The sequence below is a fragment of the Neisseria sp. P0009.S008 genome (assembly GCF_051958615.1).
Lineage (GTDB): Bacteria > Pseudomonadota > Gammaproteobacteria > Burkholderiales > Neisseriaceae > Neisseria > Neisseria subflava.
This window is the reverse complement of record NZ_JBQCVG010000003.1, coordinates 87195-110591: the sequence shown is the minus strand read 5'-3', so window position 1 is coordinate 110591 and position 23397 is coordinate 87195. Positions and strand designations below refer to the sequence as shown.

Genomic DNA, 23397 nt, shown 5'->3' with positions numbered 1-23397 from the left:
AAAGGCCGTCTGAAACCTGATTGCTCAGTTTCAGACGGCCTTTTCATATTTCAAATTCCAACCGTCTGTCCATCAAAACAACCTTTTCTGCCATCTCCAAACAAGCAATAGCAACATGAAATATAATTTCGTTATTGATTGGATTCATACGACAAAATTGTTGTTTTTTCATCATAATCCAAAAATATCGAGTTTAACGCCTATTCTCCTTGCTTTATAATGGCCGTCTGAAATAAAAATACAATTAAAGCAGAAGCATGTCTTTGCAATTTAAGCAGATTTGCATAATTAAACATATGCTTTAATCATAATAATGATAAAATAATACGGCTTTCCTCTAAATTAAAGGGAAAACTGCACAAGAAACGGAAAATAAAATGAGTGTCGGATTATTGCGTGTTTTGGTTCAAAGCCAGACCATCTCAAATCAACAAGCGGAACATTACAACAGCCTTTTACAATCGGGCAAAGAAATCCTGCCCAACCTGTTTTCAGACGGCATCATCTCCCCTAAAGCTTTGGGAGAGTTGGTTGCGCGCGTATTCAGCTATCCCCTTTTGGATTTGCGCTACTACCCGCGCAATAATGTAGTCAGCGACATTCTGACGGAAGAGCAAATGGTGCAAAACCGTTGCATTCCGATTTTCAAACGCGGACGCAAGGTTTATTTCGCCGTATCCGATCCGACCCAAATCCAAAAATTTCAAAAAATTGCTTTTGCTTCAGGTTTAAATGTCGACTTGGTAGTAGTTCCAGACGACCAGCTCAGCTCATTGCTGGAATGGCTGGGTCAACGTTCGACCACCATTCTGAAAGAAATCAACGACGAACATGAAGCAACGCAGCAATCGCAATCGCTTTATATCGACAATGAAGAGGCTGAAGACGGTCCAATCCCCCGCTTCATCCATAAAACCTTATCCGATGCCCTGAACGCGAGCGCATCGGACATCCACTTTGAATTCTACGAACAAATGGCGCGCGTTCGTTTCCGCGTGGACGGGCAGTTGCGTGAAGTCGTACAGCCTCCTGTCGCAGTACGCGGCCAGTTGGCATCGCGTATCAAAGTGATGGCGCGTTTGGATATTTCCGAAAAACGTATTCCTCAAGACGGCAGAATTCAAATTGCCTTCCATAAACACGGCCGTCCGATTGACTTTCGTGTCAGCACGTTGCCGACATTGTTTGGCGAAAAAGTGGTGATGCGTATCCTAAATTCCGATGGGACATCGCTCAATATCGACCAGCTCGGCTTAGAGCCTTTCCAAAAAGAAATGCTGCTTGAGGCCATCAACCGCCCTTACGGCATGGTGTTGGTTACCGGTCCGACAGGTTCGGGCAAAACCGTTTCACTCTATACCTGCCTGAGTATTTTGAACACGGAAGATGTGAACATTTCGACGGCCGAGGATCCGGCCGAGATTAACCTGCCGGGCGTCAACCAAGTCAACGTCAATGAGAAACAAGGTCTGACGTTTGCTGCCGCACTCCGATCCTTCTTGCGCCAAGATCCTGATATTATTATGGTCGGTGAGATCCGAGACTTGGAAACCGCCGACATCGCCATTAAAGCCGCCCAAACCGGCCACATGGTTTTCTCGACCCTGCATACCAATAATGCACCGGCCACGCTGTCCCGCCTTTTGAACATGGGCGTAGCGCCTTTCAATATCGCCAGCTCGGTCAGCCTGATTATGGCGCAAAGGCTGTTGCGCAGACTGTGTCCAAACTGCAAACGCGAAGTTGAACGCCCGCCGGTTCCGGCATTGAAAAAAGCCGGCTTTACCGATACGGACTTGGCTCAAGATTGGAAACTCTACCGCCCGGTTGGCTGCGACAGCTGCCGCGGCAAAGGCTTTAAAGGCCGCGTCGGTATTTATGAAGTCATGCCGGTCAGCGATGAAATGCAAAAAGTCATTATGAACAACGGTACAGAAGTTGATATCATGAACATGGCCTATCAGGAAGGCATGGTAGACTTGCGTCGCGCCGGCCTCATGAAAGTCATGCAAGGCCTGACCTCGTTGGAAGAAGTGACTGCTCATACCAATGACTAAACTGCCATATTTTCGAAAATTAAAATAAAGCGGCACGGGGAAACAGTCCGCTTTATTTCTTACTAACAAGGGATAACACATGGCTCAAGCAGAGCAAAAAAGAAGTCTGTTCGGCTCAAGAAGCAAAGGCAAGCGTTTTACTTTTGAAGGAAAAAATACCGAGACCGAACGTCTTGTCCATGGTGAAGTAGTTGCCAAAGACGAAGAAGAAGCACGCAAGAAACTCCAACGCAGAGGCATTCGTCCTTTGCGTATCAGCAAAGTTAAAACCGCACGCAAACGCCGTATTACCCAAGAAGACATTACAGTGTTCACCCGCCAACTGGCAACGATGATGAAGGCAGGCTTACCGCTGATGCAGGCTTTTGAAATCGTTGCGCGCGGCCACTCCAATCCGAGCATGACCGAAATGCTGATGCAGGTTCGCTCCGATGTCGAACAAGGTAGCGCATTGGGTAAATCGTTCTCCAAATATCCAAAATATTTCGACCGCTTTTATTGTAATCTGGTTAGCGCAGGCGAGTCCGGCGGCGTACTGGAAAGCCTATTGGACAAACTGGCTGTCTATAAAGAAAAAACGCAAGCCATTAAGAAAAAGGTTAAAACCGCACTGACCTACCCGATTGCCATTATCGTGGTGGCAATTGCGCTTATCTTCATCATGATGATGTTTGTACTGCCTGCCTTTAAAGAAGTTTATGCCAATATGGGGGCAGAGCTGCCAAGCCTTACCCAACTCGTCATGAGCTTGTCCGATTTATTCGTCGACTATGGCTGGATTATGATCATCCTTTTGATTGTTTCCGCCTTCGGCCTGTACAAACTCCATGAAAAATCGCCTACCTTCCAAAAACGAATCGATGCTCTGATTTTGAGACTCCCTGTTTTTGGCGCCATCGTCCGTAAAGCAACCATTGCCCGTTGGGCGCGTACGACTTCCACCCTCTTCGCAGCCGGCGTTCCTTTGGTGGAAGTATTAGATTCAGTTGCAGGCGCATCCGGCAATATTCTCTATGAAGAAGCCACTCAAGACATCCGCGCCAAGGTAACCCAAGGTCTGTCGCTGACATCCAGTATGCAAAGTACGGATATGTTCCCCAATATGGTGATCCAAATGGCGGCCATCGGCGAAGAGTCAGGCTCTTTGGACGATATGCTGAACAAAGCTGCCGAATTCTACGAAGATGAAGTAGACAACTCCGTCTCCCGATTGTCTCACTTGATGGAGTCTATCATCATGGTGGTATTGGGTTCGATCATCGGTATCTTGCTGATTGCCATGTATCTGCCGCTGTTTAAATTGGGTAATGTCGTAGGTTGATATGCTTGATAGTATTTACTCTGCCATCGACGCCCTCTCCGTTCTTGCGCCATTCGCCATTCCTTTAGCCGTTATTTTAGGATTGCTGATTGGCAGCTTTCTAAACGTTGTCATTTATCGCACGCCGATAATGATGGAACGCGAATGGACACAATTTTCTAAAGAGCATTTGGGCATCAAGCTGACAGATGAAGAAAAACAGCCATTTAATCTGTGCAAACCGAATTCACGCTGCCCAAAATGCAAAAACCCAGTCAAACCTTGGCAAAACATCCCCATCCTCAGCTATGTTTTACTGGGCGGGAAATGCCACTCCTGCAAAACCGCTATCGGCATACGCTATCCGCTGATTGAGCTGCTGACAAGTGTCTTATTCGGTATTGTCGCGTGGCAATACGGCTGGTCATGTACAACTATTGGCGGATTAATTTTGACTGCCATATTGATTGCGCTGACCTTTATTGATGCCGATACACAATATTTACCCGACAGCCTGACTCAGCCCCTAATCTGGATCGGCCTGCTGTTTAATCTGAATGACACATTCGTACCCCTGCATTCAGCCGTTTTAGGCGCAATCGCAGGCTATATGAGCCTTTATACTTTATGCGCCGTCTATAAACTTCTGACCGGTAAAATCGGCATGGGCAATGGCGACTTCAAACTTTTGGCCGCGCTCGGGGCATGGCTGGGCGTAGGTATCTTGCCTGTTCTGATCTTCATGGCTGCCTTAGTCGGACTGGTGGGCGCACTCATTGCCCGCGTCGGTAAAGGTCAATATTTTGCTTTTGGTCCCAGCCTTGCTGTAGCAGGATGGATTATTTTGGTTGCCAATGCACCTATTACCCAACTGGTACAATGGTGGCTCGTACAATCAGGATTCCGATAATGACATTATGGATAGGCTTGACCGGCGGTATCGGTAGCGGTAAATCATCTATTGCCCAAATGTTTGCCGAACTTGGCGCACCCATTATCGATGCCGATGCCATCAGCCGTTCACTGACCGCTGAAAACGGTGAAGCCCTTCCTGCCATCCGCCAGCTTTTCGGCGATGAGGTTTTTGACAGTGAAGGCCGTCTGAATCGTATGGCTTTACGGGAAGAAGTTTTCAGACGGCCTCAATCCAAAAAACAACTGGAAAACCTGCTTCTGCCATTAATCTTAAACAAAATCCAACAGCAGAAACAACAACTTGCCTCCTCTGCTTACGGCATTGTCGATGTACCGCTTTTAATTGAGAATCCGGCATTTAAAGCGGAGACTGACCGCATTTTGGTTGTAGATGTTCCAGAGTCCGTCCAAATCGAACGCGTACATCAACGCAATGGTTTTTCAGAAGAACAAACGCGTCAAATCATGGCTACCCAAGCTTCTCGATGTGACAGACTGCTGCATGCCGACGATGTATTGGACAATACCCATAACATGGAAGAAGCAAAAATCAAGGTTGCCCGCTTGCATCAATACTATCAATCCATTGCACAATCACTGAAAGAAACTGCATGACCGCTCCTGTTGTAAAATGTCCGACCTGCCACAAAGAAGTCGTTTGGAACACCGACAGTCCCTACCGCCCTTTCTGCAGCAAACGGTGCAAACTCATTGATTTAGGTGAATGGGCACAAGAAAAATACACCGTTTCTTCAGAAGACGACCCCTTTTCAGACCTGTTGGACGGCAAATAAACTGCGCCACTTCCTTCAGCCTATCCAAAACAGGCTCAAAACAGTAAAATACCCTCTTTATTCCAATCTATTCCATCCACCATGCTCACCTTCCAACAAATTATTTTCAAATTACAAAACTACTGGGCAGACAAAGGCTGTACCGTTATCCAACCTTTCGATATGGAAGTCGGTGCCGGTACTTCGCATCCAGCCACCTGCCTGCGCGCGTTAGGCCCAGAGCCTTGGTTTGCCGCTTACGTTCAACCCAGCCGCCGCCCCAAAGACGGCCGCTATGGCGACAACCCCAACCGTCTGCAACACTACTATCAATTCCAAGTTGCGCTCAAACCTGCACCAGCCAATATTCAAGACCTCTATCTCGACTCCCTGCGCGAATTGGGTATCGACCCTAAAGTACACGACATCCGTTTTGTCGAAGACGACTGGGAAAACCCTACGCTCGGCGCTTGGGGCTTGGGCTGGGAAGTTTGGCTCAACGGCATGGAAGTAACCCAATTCACCTACTTCCAACAAGTCGGCGGTATCGACTGCTCCCCTGTACTCGGCGAAATCACCTACGGTATCGAGCGCCTTGCCATGTATCTGCAAGGCGTGGAAAACGTATACGACCTCGTTTGGGCAAAAACTCTTGATGGCAACATCGTCACTTACGGCGACGTTTATCATCAAAATGAAGTCGAGCAATCCACCTACAACTTCGAATACAGCGATGCCGATTGGCTCTTGCGCCAATTCAACGACTATGAAGAACAAGCCAAACGCCTGCTTGCAGTTGAAGACACCAGTCTTGCCCTGCCTGCTTACGAGCTTGTACTCAAAGCCGGCCATACGTTCAACCTCTTGGATGCACGCGGCGCCATTTCCGTTACCGAACGCGCAACCTACATCGGCCGCATTCGTGCACTGAGCCGTATCGTTGCACAAAAATTCGTTGAAAGCCGCGAAAAACTGGGCTTCCCATTGCTTAAAAACCAATAAGCCCACACATACTTACTATGCCGCCCTTTGATATATTCAATTGGCGGCGTTTCTATTTTCAGACGGCCTTGACGTCAATGCCATCGTAAACACTTCCAGCCTGCTTTCAGGTAAAATAAACCCTTTATTACATAAGCCGTCTGAAAACATGAGTTCATCCTCTTCTGCAAAAATTCCCTTTTTCTTACTTTCCCTCGTTGCCATCATTCTTGACCAACTGAGCAAATGGGAAATCTTGAAACACTTTACCGAAGGCGAACGCCTCAATATCATTCCAGGCTTCTTTGACCTGACCCTTGCCTATAATCCAGGCGCGGCATTCAGCTTTTTGGCCGACCAAGGCGGCTGGCAGAAATTCTTCTTTTTAGGTCTGGCCGTCGTTATCAGCTTGTATTTAGCCCGTGCCATTTTGCGTGATGAGTTTGGCCGCTGGGGCAAACTAGGGGCTGCCATGATTATCGGCGGCGCGATTGGCAATGTGGTTGACCGTCTGATTCACGGCCACGTTGTCGATTTTCTGCTTTTCTATTGGCAAAACTGGTTCTACCCCGCATTTAACATTGCCGACAGCTTTATCTGCGTTGGCGCAGTTTGCTTGGTAATAGACGGTTTGCTGCACAAAAAAACACCTTCAAACGACACAAAGGCCGTCTGAAAACGGAACACACATGACTCAAAAAACCATTATCCTTGCCAATCCCCGCGGCTTCTGTGCCGGTGTTGACCGTGCCATCAGCATTGTTGAACGTGCACTCGAAGAATTCGGCGCGCCTATTTACGTCCGCCATGAGGTCGTTCACAACAAATTCGTCGTCGACAATCTGCGGGCAAAAGGTGCCGTATTTGTCGATAACTTGGCGGATGTCCCAAAGGGTGCCACACTGATTTACTCAGCTCACGGCGTATCCAAAGCAGTCCAGGAAGAAGCGGCACAACGTGGTTTCCGCGTTTTTGATGCCACCTGCCCTCTGGTAACCAAAGTCCATAAAGAAGTAGCCCGCCTCGATGAGCAAGATTACGAAATCATCATGATCGGCCACAAAGGCCACGTCGAAGTAGAAGGCACGATGGGGCAATTGCCTCCGGGTAAAATGTTTCTGGTTGAGACAGTGGAAGATGTAGCCGGACTGAACGTCAAAAATCCTAACAAACTTGCCTACGTCAGCCAAACCACTTTATCGATAGACGAAACCAAAGACATCATTGCAGCTTTAAATCAACGCTTTCCCAATATCCGTAATCCGCACAAAGAAGACATCTGCTACGCCACAACCAACCGCCAAACTGCTGTTAAAGAATTGGCCGAAGAATGCGATCTCGTAATTGTTGTCGGTTCACCCAACTCTTCCAACAGCAACCGCTTGCGTGAAGTAGCCGCATTGCGCGGAGTTGATGCCTATATGGTCGATAATGCCTCCTATCTGAAAAAAGAATGGTTTGAAAACAAAACCAAGGTCGGTGTAACTGCCGGTGCATCTGCGCCCGAAGTCTTGGTTCGAGAAGTCTTACAAACCATTCAAGATTGGGGACATGAGACCATACGCGAAGGAGAAGGCGCAGAAGAAAGCATTGTATTTGTCTTGCCCAAAGAGTTGCGTCGTGAGGGCGAAAACAAGCAGATCCTAAATAAAGGGTAAGTTTGTTATTTGCTTTATTTGAAAACTTAAGGCCGTCTGAAAACTTTCAGACGGCCTTAAGTTTATTCTGCTAATAAAAAAGACCCGCCTTTAAGGCAGGTCTTTTCATGCATGATCCTGATTATTTATCAGAAGTATATTGCTGACGGCGCAAGATAGCCGGAATTTCAAAGTCATCCAGTACAGACTGGTTGCTGAAATCAGCCGCAGTCAGATTCATAGAACGGATATTGCGGTTGGTACGAACCAAACTTTCAGCACTGCTTTGGCTTTGAGCTTGAGGCACTTCTGCCGCACCGCGTACCAATTGTTGGGTACGGGCAGCAGCACGCAGTTGGTTGTCAGTACCGTTTTCTTTCAAGCCGGTAGCAATGATGGTAATACGGATAGCATCTTCGCTCATGCTCTCGTCTTCGGCAGCACCAAATTTGCATTCCACTTCAGGGTGTGCATTTTGGTTGACGATACGCATAATCTCGTTGAACTCAGACATTTTCAGGCAGCCAGGAGCAGTGGTAATGTTTACTAATACACCGCGTGCGCCATCCAAAGTAACGTTATCCAAGAGCGGGCTGGAGATAGCTTGATCAGTAGCCAAACGGGCACGGTCGATACCTTGTGCAAAACCTGAACCCATCATGGCGATACCGCGATTGCTCATCACGGTTTTCACGTCGGCGAAGTCCAAGTTGATCATGTCGCTAGGGCAAGTCACCACTTCAGAAATACCGGCAACCGCATCACGCAGTACATTGTCAGCCGCACGGAAAGCTTCACGCATGGTCACGTCTTCGCCCAAGGCAGTCATCAATTTGTCGTTCGGGATAATGATCAGGGAATCAACGCGCTCTTTAAGTTGATCCAAACCTGCTTGAGCGATATGTACGCGCTTGCCTTCGTAAGCAAACGGACGGGTTACAACCGCAACGGTCAGGATACCCATTTCTTTAGCGATTTCAGCCACAACAGGAGCGGAGCCGGTACCTGTACCACCACCCATACCGGTAGTGATAAACAGCATGTTTGCACCGCGGATGGCATCTTCGATGGCTTCGCGATCTTCTTGAGCAGCGGCGCGGCCGATTTCAGGATTTGCACCGGCACCTAAACCGCGAGTCAGGTTTGTACCCAATTGAATGCGTTTAGCCGCATTATTTTTAGCCAATGATTGCGCATCGGTATTGGCACTGATGAACTCAACACCATGAATAGTGTTGGCAACCATGTTGTTGATGGCATTACAGCCGCCGCCGCCCAAACCGATAACTTTAATAACAGCAGGGCTCGTTGCTGATTCTGCTACGTCGTAAACAAATTCCATTCAATAATCCTCCGCGCCCCGCTTTATAAGGACGGTTCAAAAATAACTCATTATCCGTATTATATAAGAAGTATCCAGATACTGGCAAAATTCTTCTTACCATTCGACTGTCGGCGTTATATTTTTACTACATTTTTTAACAGAAAATATACAAGTTTTAAATTATCCACTTGACAATTATTTAAAACCGCTTAATTCCACTTAAATATTCAGGACAAACGGTTGCTACACCGTCCGCCCTGAAAACTTTTATCAGAAATTTTCTTTAACGAATTTCATCAGTCTTGCCCACAGACTGATTTTTTCAGCCTGATCATGAACCACAATGGCACCTGTCACCGGTGCACCGTCTTCCTCTCCTCTTGCAGCCTGCAAAAGACCGATGGCGGTTGAATAGCGTGGATTGCGGATACGCTCAGATACGCCGCCCATTTCTTGTGGAACACCGATACGCGCCGGCAAGTTGAATACTTCTTCCGCCAACTCAACAATACCGGTCAACATAGAAGCACCACCGGTCAAAACAATACCGGAAGTTAACACTTCTTCAGGGAAACCAGAGCGGCGTAATTCGTTCAGCGTCAATTCCAAAATTTCTTCTACGCGCGGACCGATGATTTCAGCCAATACACGGCGTGAAATTTGACGCGATTGACGGTCGCCAACGCTAGGGACTTCAATCATTTCATCCAAGCCGTCCATAGTCGGAATCGCAGCGCCGTAATGGATTTTGATGTACTCAGCTGCACTGTGCGGCGTACGCAAGGCTTGTGCCAAGTCTTTGGTAATCAAATCGCCGGCAACGGGAATAACCGCGGTATGGCGGATTGCGCCATTGGTATAAACCGCGATGTCGGTTGTACCGCCACCGATATCGATGACGCACACGCCCAAATCTTTTTCGTCTTCAGTCAAAACGGCGTGACCGCTTGCCAAAGGCTGAAGCATGATTTGATCCATTTGCAGGCCGCAACGTTGGATACATTTTTGGATATTTTGCAACGCAGTGTTCGCACCGGTAATGATGTGTACACGGGTATCCAAACGCACGCCGCTCATGCCGATAGGCTCTTTCACACCGGGTTGGTTGTCGATGATGTACTCTTGAACCACGGTATGCAAAATGTTGTGATCAGGCGGAATATTGATGGCTTTGGCCGTTTCGATGGCACGATCAATGTCGGTTTGCGATACTTCACCATCTTTAATTTTGACCACGCCTTGTGAATTCATGCTGCGGATATGGTTACCGGCAATACCGGTGACGACGCGGGAAATTTTGGTATCTGCCATCAGCTCGGCATCTTCTACCGCCTGACGAATGGCTTGCGCAGTGGCATCAATGTTGGTCACCATACCTGCACGCAAACCGCGTGAAGGGCTTTGACCCAAGCCAACAATGTGGATTTCGTTATCTTCCCGAATCTCACCGATTAAGGCGATGACCTTGGACGTACCAATGTCTAAGGCACTGATATATTTGTTTTGTTGTTGTTCCATAATTGCTCGTTCGCTATGTTGTCTGACTGACGGTTTGATTATTTTTGAAACAAGATTGCTTCACGTCTAATCGGCTATTCACTGTCGGAAGGGTTTTCAGACGGCCGGTAACGGACTGAAAAACCATCCTTATAACGCATATCGACATACTCGATACGGCTTTGTTTTTCACGCAGCAACGATGGCCAAATCTGGGCAAACTGCTGCAAACGTTTGATTTCGTTTTCACGCCCCAATCGCACGGTAATGCCGTTGTTCAATACAAGCAGCCATGCCGAACGCGGCGTGTAGATCAATTCTTTGATGGTCAGTTTCAACGGGCTCAAAATTCCGGAAAAGTCCGCATAATGTTTGACCATGTCTTTGCCTGTCCCCTGCTGCCCTTCAAATATAGGCAGGTCCTGTTTCAGGCTTGCGGCAAACACATTGCCCTTACTGTCCACCAAGCCGCCAGCGCGCCAGTGTGCAACCGGCACACGCTCGGTCAGGATAATTTCCACGGTTTCCGGAAAACGACGGCGTACCATTGCCGAGTCAATCCAAGGCAACTCCTGAAAAGCGGCCTGCGCTGAATCAATATCGGCGCGGAACATATTACCCCTGATATGCTCTCGTGCAACAGTTTGCAATTCTTTGTTGGAAGCATATTTCAGCTTACCCTGAATGGCAATCTGTTTCACAGGGAAATATTTTGAATTGTAAAGCCAAGCTATGCCCGAACCTATCAGTAGAAAGGTCATCAGCACCAATAGCCGGCGGGTCAGCCGACCCAGTGCGCCTGCATCATCCCACATGAGCGGTCTTCAAAATCTCAATACATAAATCAGCAAAATCCACGCCGGTATGGCCTGCAGATTTTGGCACCAAACTATGGCTGGTCATACCAGGCAAGGTATTGATTTCCAAGAGATACAATTTACCGTCCGTATCTTTCAGAAAGTCCACGCGCGAACAGCCGTCCGCACCAATCGCCTGCGCACCACGCACAGCCAGTTCGCGCATCAGGTTTTCCTCCGCCTCGCTCAAATCTTCCGATGGGCATTGATAAACCGTATCGTCGCGGTTGTATTTAGCTTCGTAGTCGTAAAACTCGGTAGCCGGAATAATATGAATGCTCGGTAGGCCTTTGCCGTTCAATACCGGGCAAGAATACTCGCCGCCGCCTATAAAGCGTTCGGCAATGATTTCACCCTGCAAGTGTTTCAATTCTTCGTAAACGCTTTTCAGACGGCCTTTTTCTTTTACTTTTACCACGCCGACGCTACTGCCTTCTGAGGCAGGTTTCACAAACATCGGCAGGCCCAATTTTTCTTCAACGGCATCAAAGTCGCTGTCGTCATGCAATACGACAAACTCAGGAACAGGCAAGCCCACAGCCTGCCAAATCAGTTTGCAGCGGTATTTATCCATACCCAGCGCAGAAGCGGCCACGCCACTGCCGGTGTAAGGAATACCCATCAATTCCAACGCGCCTTGAATCGCGCCATCTTCGCCGAAAGTGCCGTGCAGAATATTGAAGGCCGTCTGAAAACCTTGTGTTTTCAATTCAGACAACGGGGTTTCTTTAGGATCGAACGCATGGGCATCGACGCCTTTGCTTTTCAAGGCAGCCAAAATAGCGGCGCCGCTGTCCAGCGAAACTTCACGCTCGCTGGAGAAGCCACCCATCAACACGGCCACTTTGCCAAAATTCTGCATAATTTCCACTTTCTTAAATACTGATACAGGCCGTCTGAATATTATTCAGACGACCTATCTGTCCTCAAAGGCCAATATGCCTGTTTATTATGATTGTTTCGACAATTCCACCAATGCAGACGGAACGCGGTTGATGCTGCCGGCACCCATATTCAGAACGACATCGCCGTCTTGCAAAACATTCAGTAGCATTTGCGGCAGGTCGACAACGTTTTCGCAGTAAATAGGCTCAAGTTTGCCCAATACGCGGATGGCGCGCGCCAAGGCACGGGAATCGGCTGCGGCAATCGGCTCTTCGCCTGCAGCATAAACTTCGGTTAACACCAGCGCGTCAACGGTATTGAGGACTTTAGTAAAGTCTTCAAACAAATCGCGTGTGCGAGTATAGCGGTGCGGCTGGAAGGCAAGCACCAAACGTTTTTCCGGATACGCGCCGCGTGCAGCGGAAAGGGTTGCCGCCATTTCGACAGGATGATGGCCATAATCGTCCACCAGCAAAGCGGTTCCACCGTTTGGCAATTTGATGTCGCCATATTTTTGGAAGCGGCGGCCGACGCCTTCAAAGCCGAGCAAGCCTTTTTGGATCGCTTCAACCGATGCGCCAACTTCCAGTGCAACACCGATAGCCGCCAACGCATTGAGGACGTTGTGGCGGCCTGGCATATTCAAAACAACCTCAAACGGCTCTTGCTCATGTCCTTTCATTTGAACATGAACGGTAAATTTCATTTGCGCGCCGATGTTTTCAATATCGGTTGCGTAAATATCAGCAGTATCGTCCAAGCCGTAAGTAGCATAAGGCTTGCTCACTTTGGGCAAAATCGCGCGGACGTGTTCGCTGTCGATACACAAAAACGCTTTGCCGTAAAACGGCATACGGTGGATAAAATCAACAAACGCCTGATGCAGCTTCTCAACGCTGTGGCCGTAAGTGTCCATGTGGTCTTCGTCAATATTGGTCACGACGGACATAATCGGAGTCAGGTACAGGAAAGAGGCATCGGATTCGTCGGCTTCTGCGACGATGTATTCGCCTTTACCCAAACGGGCGTTGGTACCTGCGGCATTGAGTTTGCCGCCGATAACGAAAGTCGGGTCGAGTCCTGCCGCACCGAGAATAGAAGCAGTCAGGCTGGTTGTTGTGGTTTTACCGTGCGTACCAGCAATGGCGATACCATCGCGGAAGCGCATCAGTTCCGCCAACATTAACGCGCGCGGAATCACGGGAATCTGCTGCTCCAACGCGGCAACAACTTCAGGATTGTCTTTTTTGACGGCAGTAGAAGTAACAACTACGTCGGCACCATTGACGTGTTCGGCAGTATGGCCGGGGTAAACTTGAATGCCAAGAGCGCTCAAATGCTCAGTAACAGCATTACGCGCCTGATCCGAACCGGAAACTTTAAAGCCCAAATTGTGTAAAACTTCGGCAATACCGCTCATGCCGACGCCGCCGATTCCGACAAAATGGATGTTGGTAACTCGATTTTTCATCATAACGTTGCGTTCCGGTTGGTTTTTAGTGCGTAAAGGCGTTATTTTAAAGGGCTATCTGCTTCTGCGCCATAGTTTTCTTGTAAATTAAAGATGTTTCGGCATACAGGATTTCACATTGGTGGCAATATGGGTAAAAAAGAGGTTTCGTTCAGCGGCGAATTACCCATTTTTAAACTCGACTTCAGCTACCAAAATACCAGCAAAAACAAAACATAAGGTCGTCTGAAAACTGTTTTCAGACGACCTCTCGTTTATCAACTTGACGGCACTTGTATCCTCATCAAGCGCATATCCAATTTGCGCCGTCCCCACGCGGTCGCATACAAAAGGCGCAAGAGCCACGGATAACGTGGTTTGCAGACGCTGCTCAAGCCCGCTTCTTCGATGATTTCCACACCCGATATCAGGCGTCGGATGTCGTCCGTGCCGCTTATCGCCCAGCGGAACTCGGGCGGTTTGTCCATTTTACCGAGCGCGTCGTGGTGTTTGCTTTGTCCGATGTAGGCTTTGGGGATAGTGTCAAAAGCAAGTTGGGCATTCGGCAGGCGGCGGGCAACCTGTTTGAAAAAATCCTGCACTTGCGTTTCTTCGAAATACATCAACACGCCTTCGATCACGAGCAACACGGGTTTGCCGTGTGCAGCGACGGTATTCATCCACGCTTCGTCAAACATGGATGCACCCAGATAATGATTGTCCGATTCAGGCAGCAGCATACGCCGCACTTCAATCACTTCCGGTAAATCCAAATCATACCAAGCGGTAATGCGCGGCTTGCCCAAGCGTTCGTAACGCGCATCCAGCCCCGCGCCGATTTGCACGACGACGGCATCGGGATGTTCGGCGATAAAGTGCCGGGTCATATCGTCCAACAGCTTCGCCCGCCCGCAACAGCCAACCTGCGATGCTTTGACTTTGGCAAACTTGCTGAAATCGTAGTCTATCTTGTCCAACATCCGCACGGCTTCGTCATCGCGCAAAAGCGGCTGCGCCCTACCCTGCTCCACAGCCTTCGCCCACAGGGGAATCAGCATGGTGCTGGACAAGGCGGAAACGGTTTCGGGAGAGATTTTTTCGGACATGGCAGCCTCCAATGAGAGAAATTCCTATTTACATCATACTCCCGCACAATACGGCTGCCAAGTTGCAAAAAGATCGTCTGAAACCCGTTTCTTGGTTTTCAGACGACCTCTGTTTCGTTCATCACATTATGTCATCATGCCGTACACGCGATAGCGGCTTCCGCCACATCGTCCGCACTGTGCGGCAACGCCAACGTACGGGCATTTTTCGCCCATTTCAGGCATTTTTCACGGTTTAATCCGCCGAGGATTTCGGCCAGTTTTTCTGCCGTCAGTTGAGTTTGCGGCAGCAGCAAACCAGCTTCGGCCTGCACCATAAAGCGCGCATTAGCTGTTTGATGGTCGTCTACCGCGTGCGGATACGGCACCAGCAATGCACCCAAACCTGCAACCGTCAGCTCGGCAATCGTCAGCGCGCCGGCACGGCAAATCACCAAATCGGCATCACGGTAGGCAGATACCATATCGGTAATAAATTCGACGCACTCGGCCTGCACACCCAACGCATCGTAATCCGCCTGCAGGTTGCCCAATTTATTGCGGCCGGACTGATGATACATTTGCGGACGGGCCGCCTCAGGCAATAATGCCAAAGCTTGCGGAACGGTTTTGTTCAACACATCCGCACCCAAACTGCCGCCCACCACCAAAACTTTCAGACGGCCCTGACGGTTTTCAAAGCGTTCTTCAGGAACAGGCAATGCCGCAATATCGGCACGAACAGGGTTACCCACCAATCCGCCTTCATGTTGAAAGGCTTTCGGGAAAGCATACAAAACACGTTTTGCCCAACGCGACAGTTGGCGGTTGGATAAACCGGCTACGGCGTTTTGCTCATGAATCACAATCGGCACACCGGAAATTTTTGCCGCCAAGCCACCGGGGAAAGTAACAAAACCGCCAAAACCAATCACACACTCGACACGGTGTTTCTTAATAATCTGTTGCGCCGCACGGACGGTTTTATACAGCGTAAACGGCAACATCAGCTTGCGCTTGATGCCGTTGCCGCGGATTCCTTTAATGGCCAGCGTTTCCAAGCGTATGCCGTATTGCGGCACGATACGCTCTTCCATCGAATCCTGACTGCCCAGCCAAATCACATGATGGCCGCGCTTTTGCAGCGACTCGGCAACCGCCAATGCAGGGAAAATATGACCGCCCGTACCGCCGGCCATCAGCATAAAAGTTTTACCGCTCATGGTTTTACTCCACCGAATAACCGCGCATTTTTTGGCGGTTTTCATAATCAATGCGCAATAACAAAGTAACGCACACCAGCATGATAAAGACAGCCGAACCGCCGTAAGACATAAACGGCAAAGTCAGGCCTTTAGTAGGCAGGATACCGATGTTTACACCGATATTGAAGAAACTTTGAATACCAATCCAAATACCGATTCCGTTGGCAATGTACGCGCTGAACATCAAGCCCGAATCACGCGCCTGCTTGCCGATGGAAAACGCACGCCACACCAGCCAGCCGTAGCAGAACACCAAAACCAGCATCCCAACAAAGCCAAATTCTTCACCGATGACGGCAAAAATAAAATCCGTATGCGCTTCGGGCAGATAGAAACGTTTTTCCAAACTCGCACCCAAGCCCTCGCCAAACCAGCCGCCACGCGCAATCGCCATCAAAGAATGCGTCAGCTGATAGCCTTTACCCAAAGGATCGCTCCAAGGATCCAAAAACGCCGCCACACGCGCCATACGGTAAGGCGCGGCCAAAATCAGCAAGCCCATACCGCTCACAACGGTCGCCACCAATACGGCAAAATACTTCCACGGAAAGCCTGCCAAAAACAGCATACCCATGGTAATCCCGACAATCACGACAAACGAGCCAAAGTCCGGCTGACCCATAATCAAAACCAAACCGACCGCCACCAACATAATCGGCAGAATCAAGGTCTTAAACTTGCGGAAACGTTCCTTTACCCTTACCCGAGCTTCACTTTTAAAAGGGCTGCACACCAAATCGCCAATACCGGTAAACAAAGACGACCAACCCAAAGAATCCAAATCGCGCAACATTTCTTCACGGCGCGTAAACAGGCTGGACAAATACAAGACCGTCGCCAATTTGAAAAATTCGGTCGGTTGCAGGTTGAGCGGCCCGATATGAATCCAGCGCGTCGCGCCGTTAATCTCGCGGCCGACAAACAAAACCAGCAGCAACAGCAAACCCGAAACAGCAAAATAAAACGGAATAATCCGCCGCCAGAAGCTCATCTTCAGCAAAAAAAGCGGCAAGCATATGGCCACCGTAAACAGGATAAACATTGCCTGCTTAGACACAAAAGAAAACTGGCTGCCCCCTTCCGATGCCGCATACGCAATAGAAGCCGAATAAATCATAATCAGGCTGAAGACCGTCATTAAGACGACCATCCACAAGAGAGAAACATCAAACTTCCGACCATCGCGCGCAATCGGCCGGTCAAGCATTTTGGAAAGACTAATCATGAAAACATCCGTAACGGCTTGAATAAAATATTCAGACGGCCTGCAAATGGGCAAGAGGCCGTCTGAAAAAATGAATTAACGTTATTTTAAAGGTTTATTTCCGAACCAACAATTCAGATTCTTTAAAGATGTCGGATTCCGACGTTCTTTGCGCCCTCTCCTACCCTTTGATACCGGCAAAAGGCCGTCTGAAAACACTTTTATATTTTCAGACGGCCTTGTATAAATCTTTTCTTCAGGAAAATAGGCTACTTTTTATCTAATGCAAACCCTAAGCCAACTGCGGTATTTCCGCCCACGGCTGTATCTGTTCCAACTGCGCGGCGAGGCTAAGCAGCGTGTCTTCGCGCCCGTGTGCGGCGGCGAACTGGGTACCGACGGGCAGCCTGTGATGCCGGTAAAGCGGTACGCTCATGGCGGGGTTGCCGCTCATGTTCAGCGGCGACGTATAACCGACGTATTGCAGCGCGGCGGCGGCTTCTTTTTCTAAAAACGGGTTGTTTTTCAACAGGAAACCCAAGCGCAGCGTACCAAACAGCAGGCGCATGGCTTTTTGTGCGGCGGGCGGCGGCATCATCTCGCCGATTTTCGGCGTGGTGCGCGGGCAGACGGGCGTCATCAACACGTCGTAGCGCGTAAAAAATGCTTTGGCGGCACGTTCCTGCGCCAGCATCACGTCGCGTGCCCAAGCCATTTCGCCCGCGCTGATTTGCCGCCCCTGCACAATCATTGCCCACGTTGTCGGCTCAAGCAGGCGGTGCGGCAGTTTTTGCCCGGTTTCGTATTGATATTGGTAGAACAGTTTTGCCGTTTCGCCCATGACGATGATGCGGGCGGCTCGGTTTAATTGTTCGGGCGGCGCAAAATCGGGCGTGGCTTCTTCCAATTCGTGTCCCGCGTCTTGCATCAGTTTCAAACTATGGGCGAACGCGGCTTCCGTGCCTTCATCGTTGCCGCCGCCAAACCATGCCTGTTTCCAAAAAGCGATTTTCAGACGACCTGTTTCTAGTTTCAGGCTGTCTGCAAAACCGTTTTCGGGCGGCGGCGGGCAGGCATACAGGGCGCGGGCTTGGGTTTGGGCGGCGATGTCCAGCAAAACCGCGCTGTCGCGTACACTGCGGGTCAACACATGGTCGCATACCAAGCCTTGCCATGCCTCCGATGCGTTCGGCGCGTAACTGCTGCGGCCGCGCGTGGGTTTCAGCCCGAACACACCGCAGTTATGCGCGGGTAAGCGGATGGAGCCGCCGCCGTCGTTGCCGTGCGCTGCGGGTACGACGCCCGAAGCCACTGCCGCCGCCGCGCCTCCGCTGCTGCCGCCCGCGGTGTAATCCAAATGCCACGGATTGCGCGTGATGCCGTAAATTTCGGTTTCGGTAACGGGATACGCGCCCCATTCGGGCGTAGTGGTTTTGCCGAACACGCGCAGCCCCGCATCGAGATAGGCCTGGGTCAAATCGCTGTTTTGCTTGGCAATGTAATGCTGCATCATGCGCGACCCCGACCATGTCGGCGCACCTTCCCAATCCGCCAGCAGGTCTTTGAGCAAAAACGGTACGCCCGACAGCGGCGTATCGGCATTTTCAGACGACCCCTGCCACGCCGCCGCGCGTTCGCGCAAATCGTGCGCCAACAGATTGAGCTTGGGATTGACTTCGTCCAAGCGGTTTAAAGCAGCCTGCAACACTTCATCGGCGGACACTTCTTTTTTGCGGATCAGCTCTGCCAAACCGACGGCATCGTAACGGATGTAGTCTTGAAAATTCATGGGTTTTCCTTTCGGATTGATAAACACACGTTTTTTCGGTCAGGCATGGCTGCCCGCCGCCTCGCCGTTTGCCCGCATAGGCAATTTTTAAGAAACAGTAACACCGGATAAGGCAAAGAACAAGTTTGCCGCTGCTGCAAAAAGGTCGTCTGAAACTGCCTTGACGTTTTCAGACGACCTTTGAAGCAATGTCGCACATGGTTTACGGCAGAATCTCAATTTCCGCATTGTGTTTTACGCTGCGGTAGAGTTCGTCGACTTCTTCGTCCGTGACTGCGATGCAGCCATTGGTCCAGTCTTTTTGCAGGTGTTTTTTACCGATAAAACCCCAGCCATTTTTCATGCCGTGGATTTTAATCAGCCCGCCCGGGCTTTTACCTTGTGCCGCCGCGTAGGCTTTGTCGGCTTCGTTAGGGTAGGAAACGCCGAGGTTTTTATGGTAGCCGCTGTTGGGATTACGTTCATTGATGCGGTATTTTCCTTCGGGCGTTTTGCCGTCGCCTTCAAACTGTTTATGCCCGACCGGTTGCTTGCCCAACGAAATGGGATAGGTTTTCAGCAGCCTGCCTTGCGAGTACGCCGACATAGTGCGTTTGCTTTTATGCACAACCAATCTGTCGATAACTGCATCTTCAGGCAACGGCGTTTCGCTTGGCGTGGTAACGGTTGTCGTGGAACGAATCGGCGCAGCAAACCAGAACACCGAAGCGGCGACAGCCAAAAGTACGACTGCCGCCAAGCTGATTTTCAACCCAACCTTCATCTTTCAGACGGCCTTACAAAGCTTTGAAAGCTTCGGTAAACACTTCCGAACGGTGCGCATAGCCTTTAAACATATCAAAGCTCGCACAAGCCGGGCTGAGCAGCACAATATCGCCCACTTCGGCTTGGGCGTATGCCGTCTGAACCGCTTCTTCCAAAGTGGCGCAGTCGGTCATATTTAGATCGCAGCCGTCCAAATCTCGGCGGATTTGCGGCGCATCGACACCGATCAGGAACACGCCTTTTGCCTTGCCGGCAAGCGCGTCGCGCAGGGGCGTGAAGTCCTGCCCTTTGCCCATGCCGCCCAAAATGACGAAGAGCGGATTTTGCAAACCGGCAATCGCGGCGGCGGTCGCGCCGACGTTCGTGCCTTTGCTGTCGTCGATAAACACCACGCCGTTTTTCTCGCCGATTTTTTCCACGCGGTGCGGCAGGCCTTGGAAGGTTTTGACGTGTTCGAGCAATGCTTCGCGCGGCAAACCGACAGCTTCGCACAAGGCGACGGCAGCCATGACGTTGGCGGCGTTGTGCAGACCTTGCAGCGGGATGTCTTGCGTGGCAATCAAATCTTCGTTGCCTTGTTTCAGGCGGCCTGTCTCGCGCTCCAACCAAAAATCGGCTTTATGTTCCAACGAAAACCATTTCACCTCGCGCCCGGCGCGTTTCATGGCGTGGCAGAACACATCGTCCGCATTCAAAACCTGCACGCCATCGCCACGGAAAATCTTATCCTTGGTATGCGCGTAATCGAGCAAGTCGTCGTAGCGGTCGAGATGGTCTTCGGAAATGTTCAGCACCGTCGCCGCAGTCGGGCGCAGGCTTTCAGTGTTTTCCAGTTGGAAGCTGGAAAGCTCCAACACCCACACGTCCGCCTTTTTGCCTTCGCGCTGCAATTCAGCCTCCAAAACCGGTGTGCCGATATTGCCCGCGATGACGGTATCCAGCCCGCACTTAATGCAAAGATAGCCGACCAGGCTCGTTACCGTGGTTTTGCCGTTGCTGCCGGTAATCGCAATCACCTTGTCGCCGCGGCGGTTCACAATGTCCGCCAACAATTCGATGTCGCCCAACACGCGCCCGCCGTTTTGCTTGAACGCCTCGATATCCGGCTGACGCTCGCTGATGCCTGGACTGAGTGCCAAAATATCGAAACCGTTGTCCAACGCATCTTTCAGACGACCTGTGTAAAACACCAGCCCGTCAAACATCTTACCGATTTGCGACACACGCTCAGCTTTCAGCTCCGCATCATACGCAGCCACCTCCGCACCGTTTTTGCGCAGATAGGCAATCATGGAAATACCCGTACCACCAAGCCCGGCAACGAGGATTTTTTTATTTTGAAAAGTCATTTTGGTTTTGTCCTAAGTTTTTTCAGACGATGTTTTATTTCTTTCTCGGTTTTGCCTGACGATAGCCGTTACCGACATTTTTACCTGTATTGATACAAATGCGCCCTTCACATATGTAGGCATCCGACTCAGCAAATGCTTTGGCAGTTTCAATGGCATGTTCATAACTCTCCAATTCCGCACGCCTATCAGCCAAATCAACAACCGTATATCGCACCACCACAAACAATATAATGACAGCAATAGCTAATACTACGCCTATGCCGATATACCAGCTTTTGATAATTTTATTGAGTTTTCCCACTTCACGATTTAATTCATCAACTGCCTTCTTATACCCTTCACTTGCTAAGCCCAACGACTGCTCAGTTTCTTGACGGATAGTTTTCCCTGCATTGTCAACTATATTACCAACCTGTCGTCTGAATCGGTCAGACTCCTCCGACAAAGCACGCTGTTGCTCATTAATTCGGCCATCAATTTTTCGCCCCTGTTCGATAACGTCCGCCCGCAACATTACCAACACCTTTATAGCCTCATCAAATTTCTTATCGTCCATTTAAACCTTCCCCAATATACGGATTTAAAGCGTTCTGACCATTGCACGGCTTGAATGTACCAACTCCTGTTGCCGCTCCAATTCCTGCTGTTCTTTATATTCAGCCAACAGATTTTCTCCCTGCCTCAGCATACGCTGACCTTCTTCCGACTGCGCCAGACTTTTACCTAACATATCTAACTGACTGCTGTCCGCAGACAAAACTGCAGCGTATAAATCACTACCGTTCAAATTATTCCAGTCAGGCAAATTATAGTTGAAAGAGGACTCATCTTGAATTTGTTTGATAGGCTCTCCATTTATATCAGTAACCGTCTCACTTTCCACTGGCAAACCACGCTCATCTTGACGCAAATAATCAGTATTTACCGTCTTGATAGTTTCATTTTTTTCGTCGTAAGTTTTGACTGTTTTACCTATAAGGTTGCCATCTTGGTCGTAATGATTGGTTTGAGAATTGATGGGATTAGGTACAGAAACAAACATTGACTCACCGATATAATCAGGTCTTATTGGCTCATTATGAAATTTACTGACTATTTCGTTGGACATCGTTACAGCCAAATATTCAGGAGCGTTATAAAATTTATGTTTCTCGTCACCTGATGCAAAAGGCTTATTATAACTGTCCATTTCAACATCAGATTTTGCCAAATTAGGATCAGTTGCATGAACCAACTCATGAAACAAAACATTAGCAGCAGATTGGACTCCTAATGAAACTTTTTTCCCATTAATTTCAGAAAAAATCTCTGCCGATTGATTAGGGTTCCAAAAGATAATCCCATCAGTATTATTGGGTCTTAGTGGATAAAAAGTGTTATCTCCCTCTTTAAAGATTACGATATGAACACCCATATCAGAAGCCTTTTGAATCAGTGAATTAGCTTTTTCATTTTGCTGCAAATATTGCAAAGCCAAGTCTAATTTTTTGACATCATCCAAATCCGCAGGCATTAAAGCATTGACTTTTGTTTTATCAAACTCTTTCGACTTATTACTGTAAGCGTTATTTTCTATTAAAACTCTCCCAAAAGTTTCCTTATTTTGCACACTGGCAACAAAACCTTTTTTATTAAAATCCACACTGCTTGTCATAAATAGCTCCAACCTAAATTAATTATTTTAGGATATTTTGATTTGGATCGATCATATTAAATAACTCTTTTAATCCTTTTGAATCCAATAAAATCAAAAATCTCTCATCATTCTTAATAATTTTACTGAATAAAAAAGCTTCTCCCACTGCTGCCTCTCGAGTAAGTATTTGGACAGAATGGGTGTTATACTTAATTTCAATCAATATCAAATATACTGAATCAAATTGATCATAGGGATTTAATGTACTTTTAATTCTATTAAAATCAGAGAAAAAATGAGAATAGTCTTTTGGTTCTAAACGGTAATGGACAGATTTTGTACCAAATAAGTCTTTATAACCCAAACCTTCCCCTACTCTTTGTTTAATTTGCTCAGCAGTAGAAATGGGTGAAAATGATTCAACAAATCCATAAAGAGCATATACGTCGATAGATTTAACACCCTCACTAGGAATTTGTATCACCTCATCTAATTTTTTTGCATTCTTAGCAAAATAAGTATTCATATTCATATTATGCAACTCCTGTTTTTTCGAAATGTTCACATCTTTTACCAAAGTTTCTGTTTGGCAAGCTGATAATGTTATACAAAAACTAATTCCAAG

The 23397-nt window shown here is 48.7% G+C and carries 22 protein-coding genes; 8 read left to right on the top strand and 14 right to left on the bottom strand.

The genetic code is table 11. The features are described from left to right. Positions 1 to 377 precede the first annotated feature (377 nt). The 8 genes from pilB to ispH all read left to right on the top strand — a co-directional run bounded on the left by pilB (position 378) and on the right by ispH (position 7684). The gene (gene pilB, locus ACTHSQ_RS03525) at positions 378 to 2057 is read left to right on the top strand and encodes a type IV-A pilus assembly ATPase PilB (RefSeq protein ID WP_070749190.1); all 1680 of its coding nucleotides are present in this window, start codon (positions 378 to 380) and stop codon (positions 2055 to 2057) included. A 79-nt stretch (positions 2058 to 2136) separates the two neighbouring features. Continuing rightward, positions 2137 to 3378, top strand: coding sequence for a type II secretion system F family protein (locus ACTHSQ_RS03520; RefSeq protein WP_003685840.1), 1242 nt, complete (start codon positions 2137 to 2139; stop codon positions 3376 to 3378). A 1-nt stretch (position 3379) separates the two neighbouring features. Then, entirely contained in the window at positions 3380 to 4267 is an 888-nt protein-coding gene (locus ACTHSQ_RS03515; RefSeq protein ID WP_003685842.1) for a prepilin peptidase, read from the top strand. Then, positions 4267 to 4887: a dephospho-CoA kinase gene (gene coaE, locus ACTHSQ_RS03510; RefSeq protein WP_003685867.1), complete on the top strand. Its 621-nt coding sequence runs from the start codon at positions 4267 to 4269 to the stop codon at positions 4885 to 4887. The genes ACTHSQ_RS03515 and coaE overlap by 1 nt, the downstream gene beginning before the upstream one ends. Next, positions 4884 to 5066 (top strand): DNA gyrase inhibitor YacG, encoded by a 183-nt coding sequence (gene yacG, locus ACTHSQ_RS03505; protein WP_003682475.1) that lies wholly within the window; start codon positions 4884 to 4886, stop codon positions 5064 to 5066. The genes coaE and yacG overlap by 4 nt, the downstream gene beginning before the upstream one ends. An 81-nt stretch (positions 5067 to 5147) precedes the next feature. Next, positions 5148 to 6047: a glycine--tRNA ligase subunit alpha gene (glyQ, locus tag ACTHSQ_RS03500; protein ID WP_003685919.1), complete on the top strand. Its 900-nt coding sequence runs from the start codon at positions 5148 to 5150 to the stop codon at positions 6045 to 6047. A gap of 148 nt (positions 6048 to 6195) precedes the next feature. Next, the gene (gene lspA, locus ACTHSQ_RS03495; protein ID WP_070633008.1) at positions 6196 to 6702 is read left to right on the top strand and encodes a signal peptidase II; all 507 of its coding nucleotides are present in this window, start codon (positions 6196 to 6198) and stop codon (positions 6700 to 6702) included. A gap of 13 nt (positions 6703 to 6715) precedes the next feature. Then, positions 6716 to 7684 (top strand): 4-hydroxy-3-methylbut-2-enyl diphosphate reductase, encoded by a 969-nt coding sequence (gene ispH / locus ACTHSQ_RS03490; RefSeq protein WP_440371709.1) that lies wholly within the window; start codon positions 6716 to 6718, stop codon positions 7682 to 7684. A gap of 121 nt (positions 7685 to 7805) precedes the next feature. On the opposite strand, the gene ftsZ is transcribed toward ispH, so the two are convergent. The 14 genes from ftsZ to ACTHSQ_RS03420 all read right to left on the bottom strand — a co-directional run bounded on the left by ftsZ (position 7806) and on the right by ACTHSQ_RS03420 (position 23304). Next, positions 7806 to 9005 (bottom strand): cell division protein FtsZ, encoded by a 1200-nt coding sequence (gene ftsZ, locus ACTHSQ_RS03485; RefSeq protein ID WP_440371710.1) that lies wholly within the window; start codon positions 9003 to 9005, stop codon positions 7806 to 7808. Between the two features lie 252 nt (positions 9006 to 9257). Continuing rightward, positions 9258 to 10505 (bottom strand): cell division protein FtsA, encoded by a 1248-nt coding sequence (gene ftsA, locus ACTHSQ_RS03480; protein ID WP_003685882.1) that lies wholly within the window; start codon positions 10503 to 10505, stop codon positions 9258 to 9260. Between the two features lie 74 nt (positions 10506 to 10579). After that, entirely contained in the window at positions 10580 to 11299 is a 720-nt protein-coding gene (locus ACTHSQ_RS03475) for a cell division protein FtsQ/DivIB (RefSeq protein WP_003685892.1), read from the bottom strand. Then, a complete protein-coding gene (locus ACTHSQ_RS03470) occupies positions 11289 to 12203 on the bottom strand; it encodes a D-alanine--D-alanine ligase (protein WP_049328387.1) in 915 nt (304 codons plus the stop codon). Before ACTHSQ_RS03470 ends, ACTHSQ_RS03475 begins: the two co-directional genes overlap by 11 nt. Before the next feature lie 87 nt (positions 12204 to 12290). After that, complete coding sequence (gene murC / locus ACTHSQ_RS03465) at positions 12291 to 13700, bottom strand: UDP-N-acetylmuramate--L-alanine ligase (protein WP_003685896.1); 1410 nt, start codon at positions 13698 to 13700, stop codon at positions 12291 to 12293. Positions 13701 to 13954: 254 nt separating this feature from the next. Continuing rightward, positions 13955 to 14782 carry a class I SAM-dependent methyltransferase gene (locus tag ACTHSQ_RS03460; protein WP_440371711.1) on the bottom strand — a complete coding sequence of 276 codons (828 nt, stop codon included), beginning with the start codon at positions 14780 to 14782 and terminating at the stop codon, positions 13955 to 13957. A gap of 134 nt (positions 14783 to 14916) precedes the next feature. After that, positions 14917 to 15984, bottom strand: a complete 1068-nt coding sequence (gene murG, locus ACTHSQ_RS03455) for an undecaprenyldiphospho-muramoylpentapeptide beta-N-acetylglucosaminyltransferase (protein ID WP_003685904.1) — start codon at positions 15982 to 15984, stop codon at positions 14917 to 14919. 4 nt (positions 15985 to 15988) lie between these two features. Continuing rightward, positions 15989 to 17251 carry a peptidoglycan glycosyltransferase FtsW gene (locus tag ACTHSQ_RS03450; protein WP_036473144.1) on the bottom strand — a complete coding sequence of 421 codons (1263 nt, stop codon included), beginning with the start codon at positions 17249 to 17251 and terminating at the stop codon, positions 15989 to 15991. Positions 17252 to 17522: 271 nt separating this feature from the next. Continuing rightward, a complete protein-coding gene (locus ACTHSQ_RS03445; protein ID WP_440371712.1) occupies positions 17523 to 19019 on the bottom strand; it encodes an amidase in 1497 nt (498 codons plus the stop codon). 202 nt (positions 19020 to 19221) lie between these two features. Then, the gene (locus tag ACTHSQ_RS03440) at positions 19222 to 19782 is read right to left on the bottom strand and encodes a L,D-transpeptidase family protein (RefSeq protein ID WP_036473141.1); all 561 of its coding nucleotides are present in this window, start codon (positions 19780 to 19782) and stop codon (positions 19222 to 19224) included. Positions 19783 to 19795: 13 nt separating this feature from the next. Continuing rightward, the gene (murD, locus tag ACTHSQ_RS03435; protein ID WP_003685911.1) at positions 19796 to 21133 is read right to left on the bottom strand and encodes a UDP-N-acetylmuramoyl-L-alanine--D-glutamate ligase; all 1338 of its coding nucleotides are present in this window, start codon (positions 21131 to 21133) and stop codon (positions 19796 to 19798) included. A gap of 34 nt (positions 21134 to 21167) precedes the next feature. Then, a complete protein-coding gene (locus ACTHSQ_RS03430; protein ID WP_003685875.1) occupies positions 21168 to 21692 on the bottom strand; it encodes a hypothetical protein in 525 nt (174 codons plus the stop codon). A 24-nt stretch (positions 21693 to 21716) separates the two neighbouring features. After that, positions 21717 to 22790: a hypothetical protein gene (locus ACTHSQ_RS03425; protein WP_003685836.1), complete on the bottom strand. Its 1074-nt coding sequence runs from the start codon at positions 22788 to 22790 to the stop codon at positions 21717 to 21719. A gap of 22 nt (positions 22791 to 22812) precedes the next feature. Next, complete coding sequence (locus ACTHSQ_RS03420) at positions 22813 to 23304, bottom strand: hypothetical protein (protein ID WP_152332609.1); 492 nt, start codon at positions 23302 to 23304, stop codon at positions 22813 to 22815. Positions 23305 to 23397 lie beyond the last annotated feature (93 nt).

Bases quoted from the DNA above. Each gene is read 5' to 3' on its own strand.
- ACTHSQ_RS03445 (WP_440371712.1), bottom strand. From the start codon at position 19,019: ATGAATTTTCAAGACTACATCCGTTACGATGCCGTCGGTTTGGCAGAG.
- pilB (WP_070749190.1), top strand. From the start codon at position 378: ATGAGTGTCGGATTATTGCGTGTTTTGGTTCAAAGCCAGACCATCTCA.
- ACTHSQ_RS03440 (WP_036473141.1), bottom strand. From the start codon at position 19,782: ATGAAGGTTGGGTTGAAAATCAGCTTGGCGGCAGTCGTACTTTTGGCT.
- ACTHSQ_RS03420 (WP_152332609.1), bottom strand. From the start codon at position 23,304: ATGAATATGAATACTTATTTTGCTAAGAATGCAAAAAAATTAGATGAG.
- ACTHSQ_RS03470 (WP_049328387.1), bottom strand. From the start codon at position 12,203: ATGCAGAATTTTGGCAAAGTGGCCGTGTTGATGGGTGGCTTCTCCAGC.
- ACTHSQ_RS03425 (WP_003685836.1), bottom strand. From the start codon at position 22,790: ATGACAAGCAGTGTGGATTTTAATAAAAAAGGTTTTGTTGCCAGTGTG.
- ispH (WP_440371709.1), top strand. From the start codon at position 6,716: ATGACTCAAAAAACCATTATCCTTGCCAATCCCCGCGGCTTCTGTGCC.
- yacG (WP_003682475.1), top strand. From the start codon at position 4,884: ATGACCGCTCCTGTTGTAAAATGTCCGACCTGCCACAAAGAAGTCGTT.
- ACTHSQ_RS03475 (WP_003685892.1), bottom strand. From the start codon at position 11,299: ATGTGGGATGATGCAGGCGCACTGGGTCGGCTGACCCGCCGGCTATTG.
- ACTHSQ_RS03515 (WP_003685842.1), top strand. From the start codon at position 3,380: ATGCTTGATAGTATTTACTCTGCCATCGACGCCCTCTCCGTTCTTGCG.
- ftsZ (WP_440371710.1), bottom strand. From the start codon at position 9,005: ATGGAATTTGTTTACGACGTAGCAGAATCAGCAACGAGCCCTGCTGTT.
- murG (WP_003685904.1), bottom strand. From the start codon at position 15,984: ATGAGCGGTAAAACTTTTATGCTGATGGCCGGCGGTACGGGCGGTCAT.
- ACTHSQ_RS03520 (WP_003685840.1), top strand. From the start codon at position 2,137: ATGGCTCAAGCAGAGCAAAAAAGAAGTCTGTTCGGCTCAAGAAGCAAA.
- ftsA (WP_003685882.1), bottom strand. From the start codon at position 10,505: ATGGAACAACAACAAAACAAATATATCAGTGCCTTAGACATTGGTACG.
- murD (WP_003685911.1), bottom strand. From the start codon at position 21,133: ATGACTTTTCAAAATAAAAAAATCCTCGTTGCCGGGCTTGGTGGTACG.
- ACTHSQ_RS03430 (WP_003685875.1), bottom strand. From the start codon at position 21,692: ATGGACGATAAGAAATTTGATGAGGCTATAAAGGTGTTGGTAATGTTG.
- lspA (WP_070633008.1), top strand. From the start codon at position 6,196: ATGAGTTCATCCTCTTCTGCAAAAATTCCCTTTTTCTTACTTTCCCTC.
- ACTHSQ_RS03450 (WP_036473144.1), bottom strand. From the start codon at position 17,251: ATGATTAGTCTTTCCAAAATGCTTGACCGGCCGATTGCGCGCGATGGT.
- glyQ (WP_003685919.1), top strand. From the start codon at position 5,148: ATGCTCACCTTCCAACAAATTATTTTCAAATTACAAAACTACTGGGCA.
- murC (WP_003685896.1), bottom strand. From the start codon at position 13,700: ATGATGAAAAATCGAGTTACCAACATCCATTTTGTCGGAATCGGCGGC.
- ACTHSQ_RS03460 (WP_440371711.1), bottom strand. From the start codon at position 14,782: ATGTCCGAAAAAATCTCTCCCGAAACCGTTTCCGCCTTGTCCAGCACC.
- coaE (WP_003685867.1), top strand. From the start codon at position 4,267: ATGACATTATGGATAGGCTTGACCGGCGGTATCGGTAGCGGTAAATCA.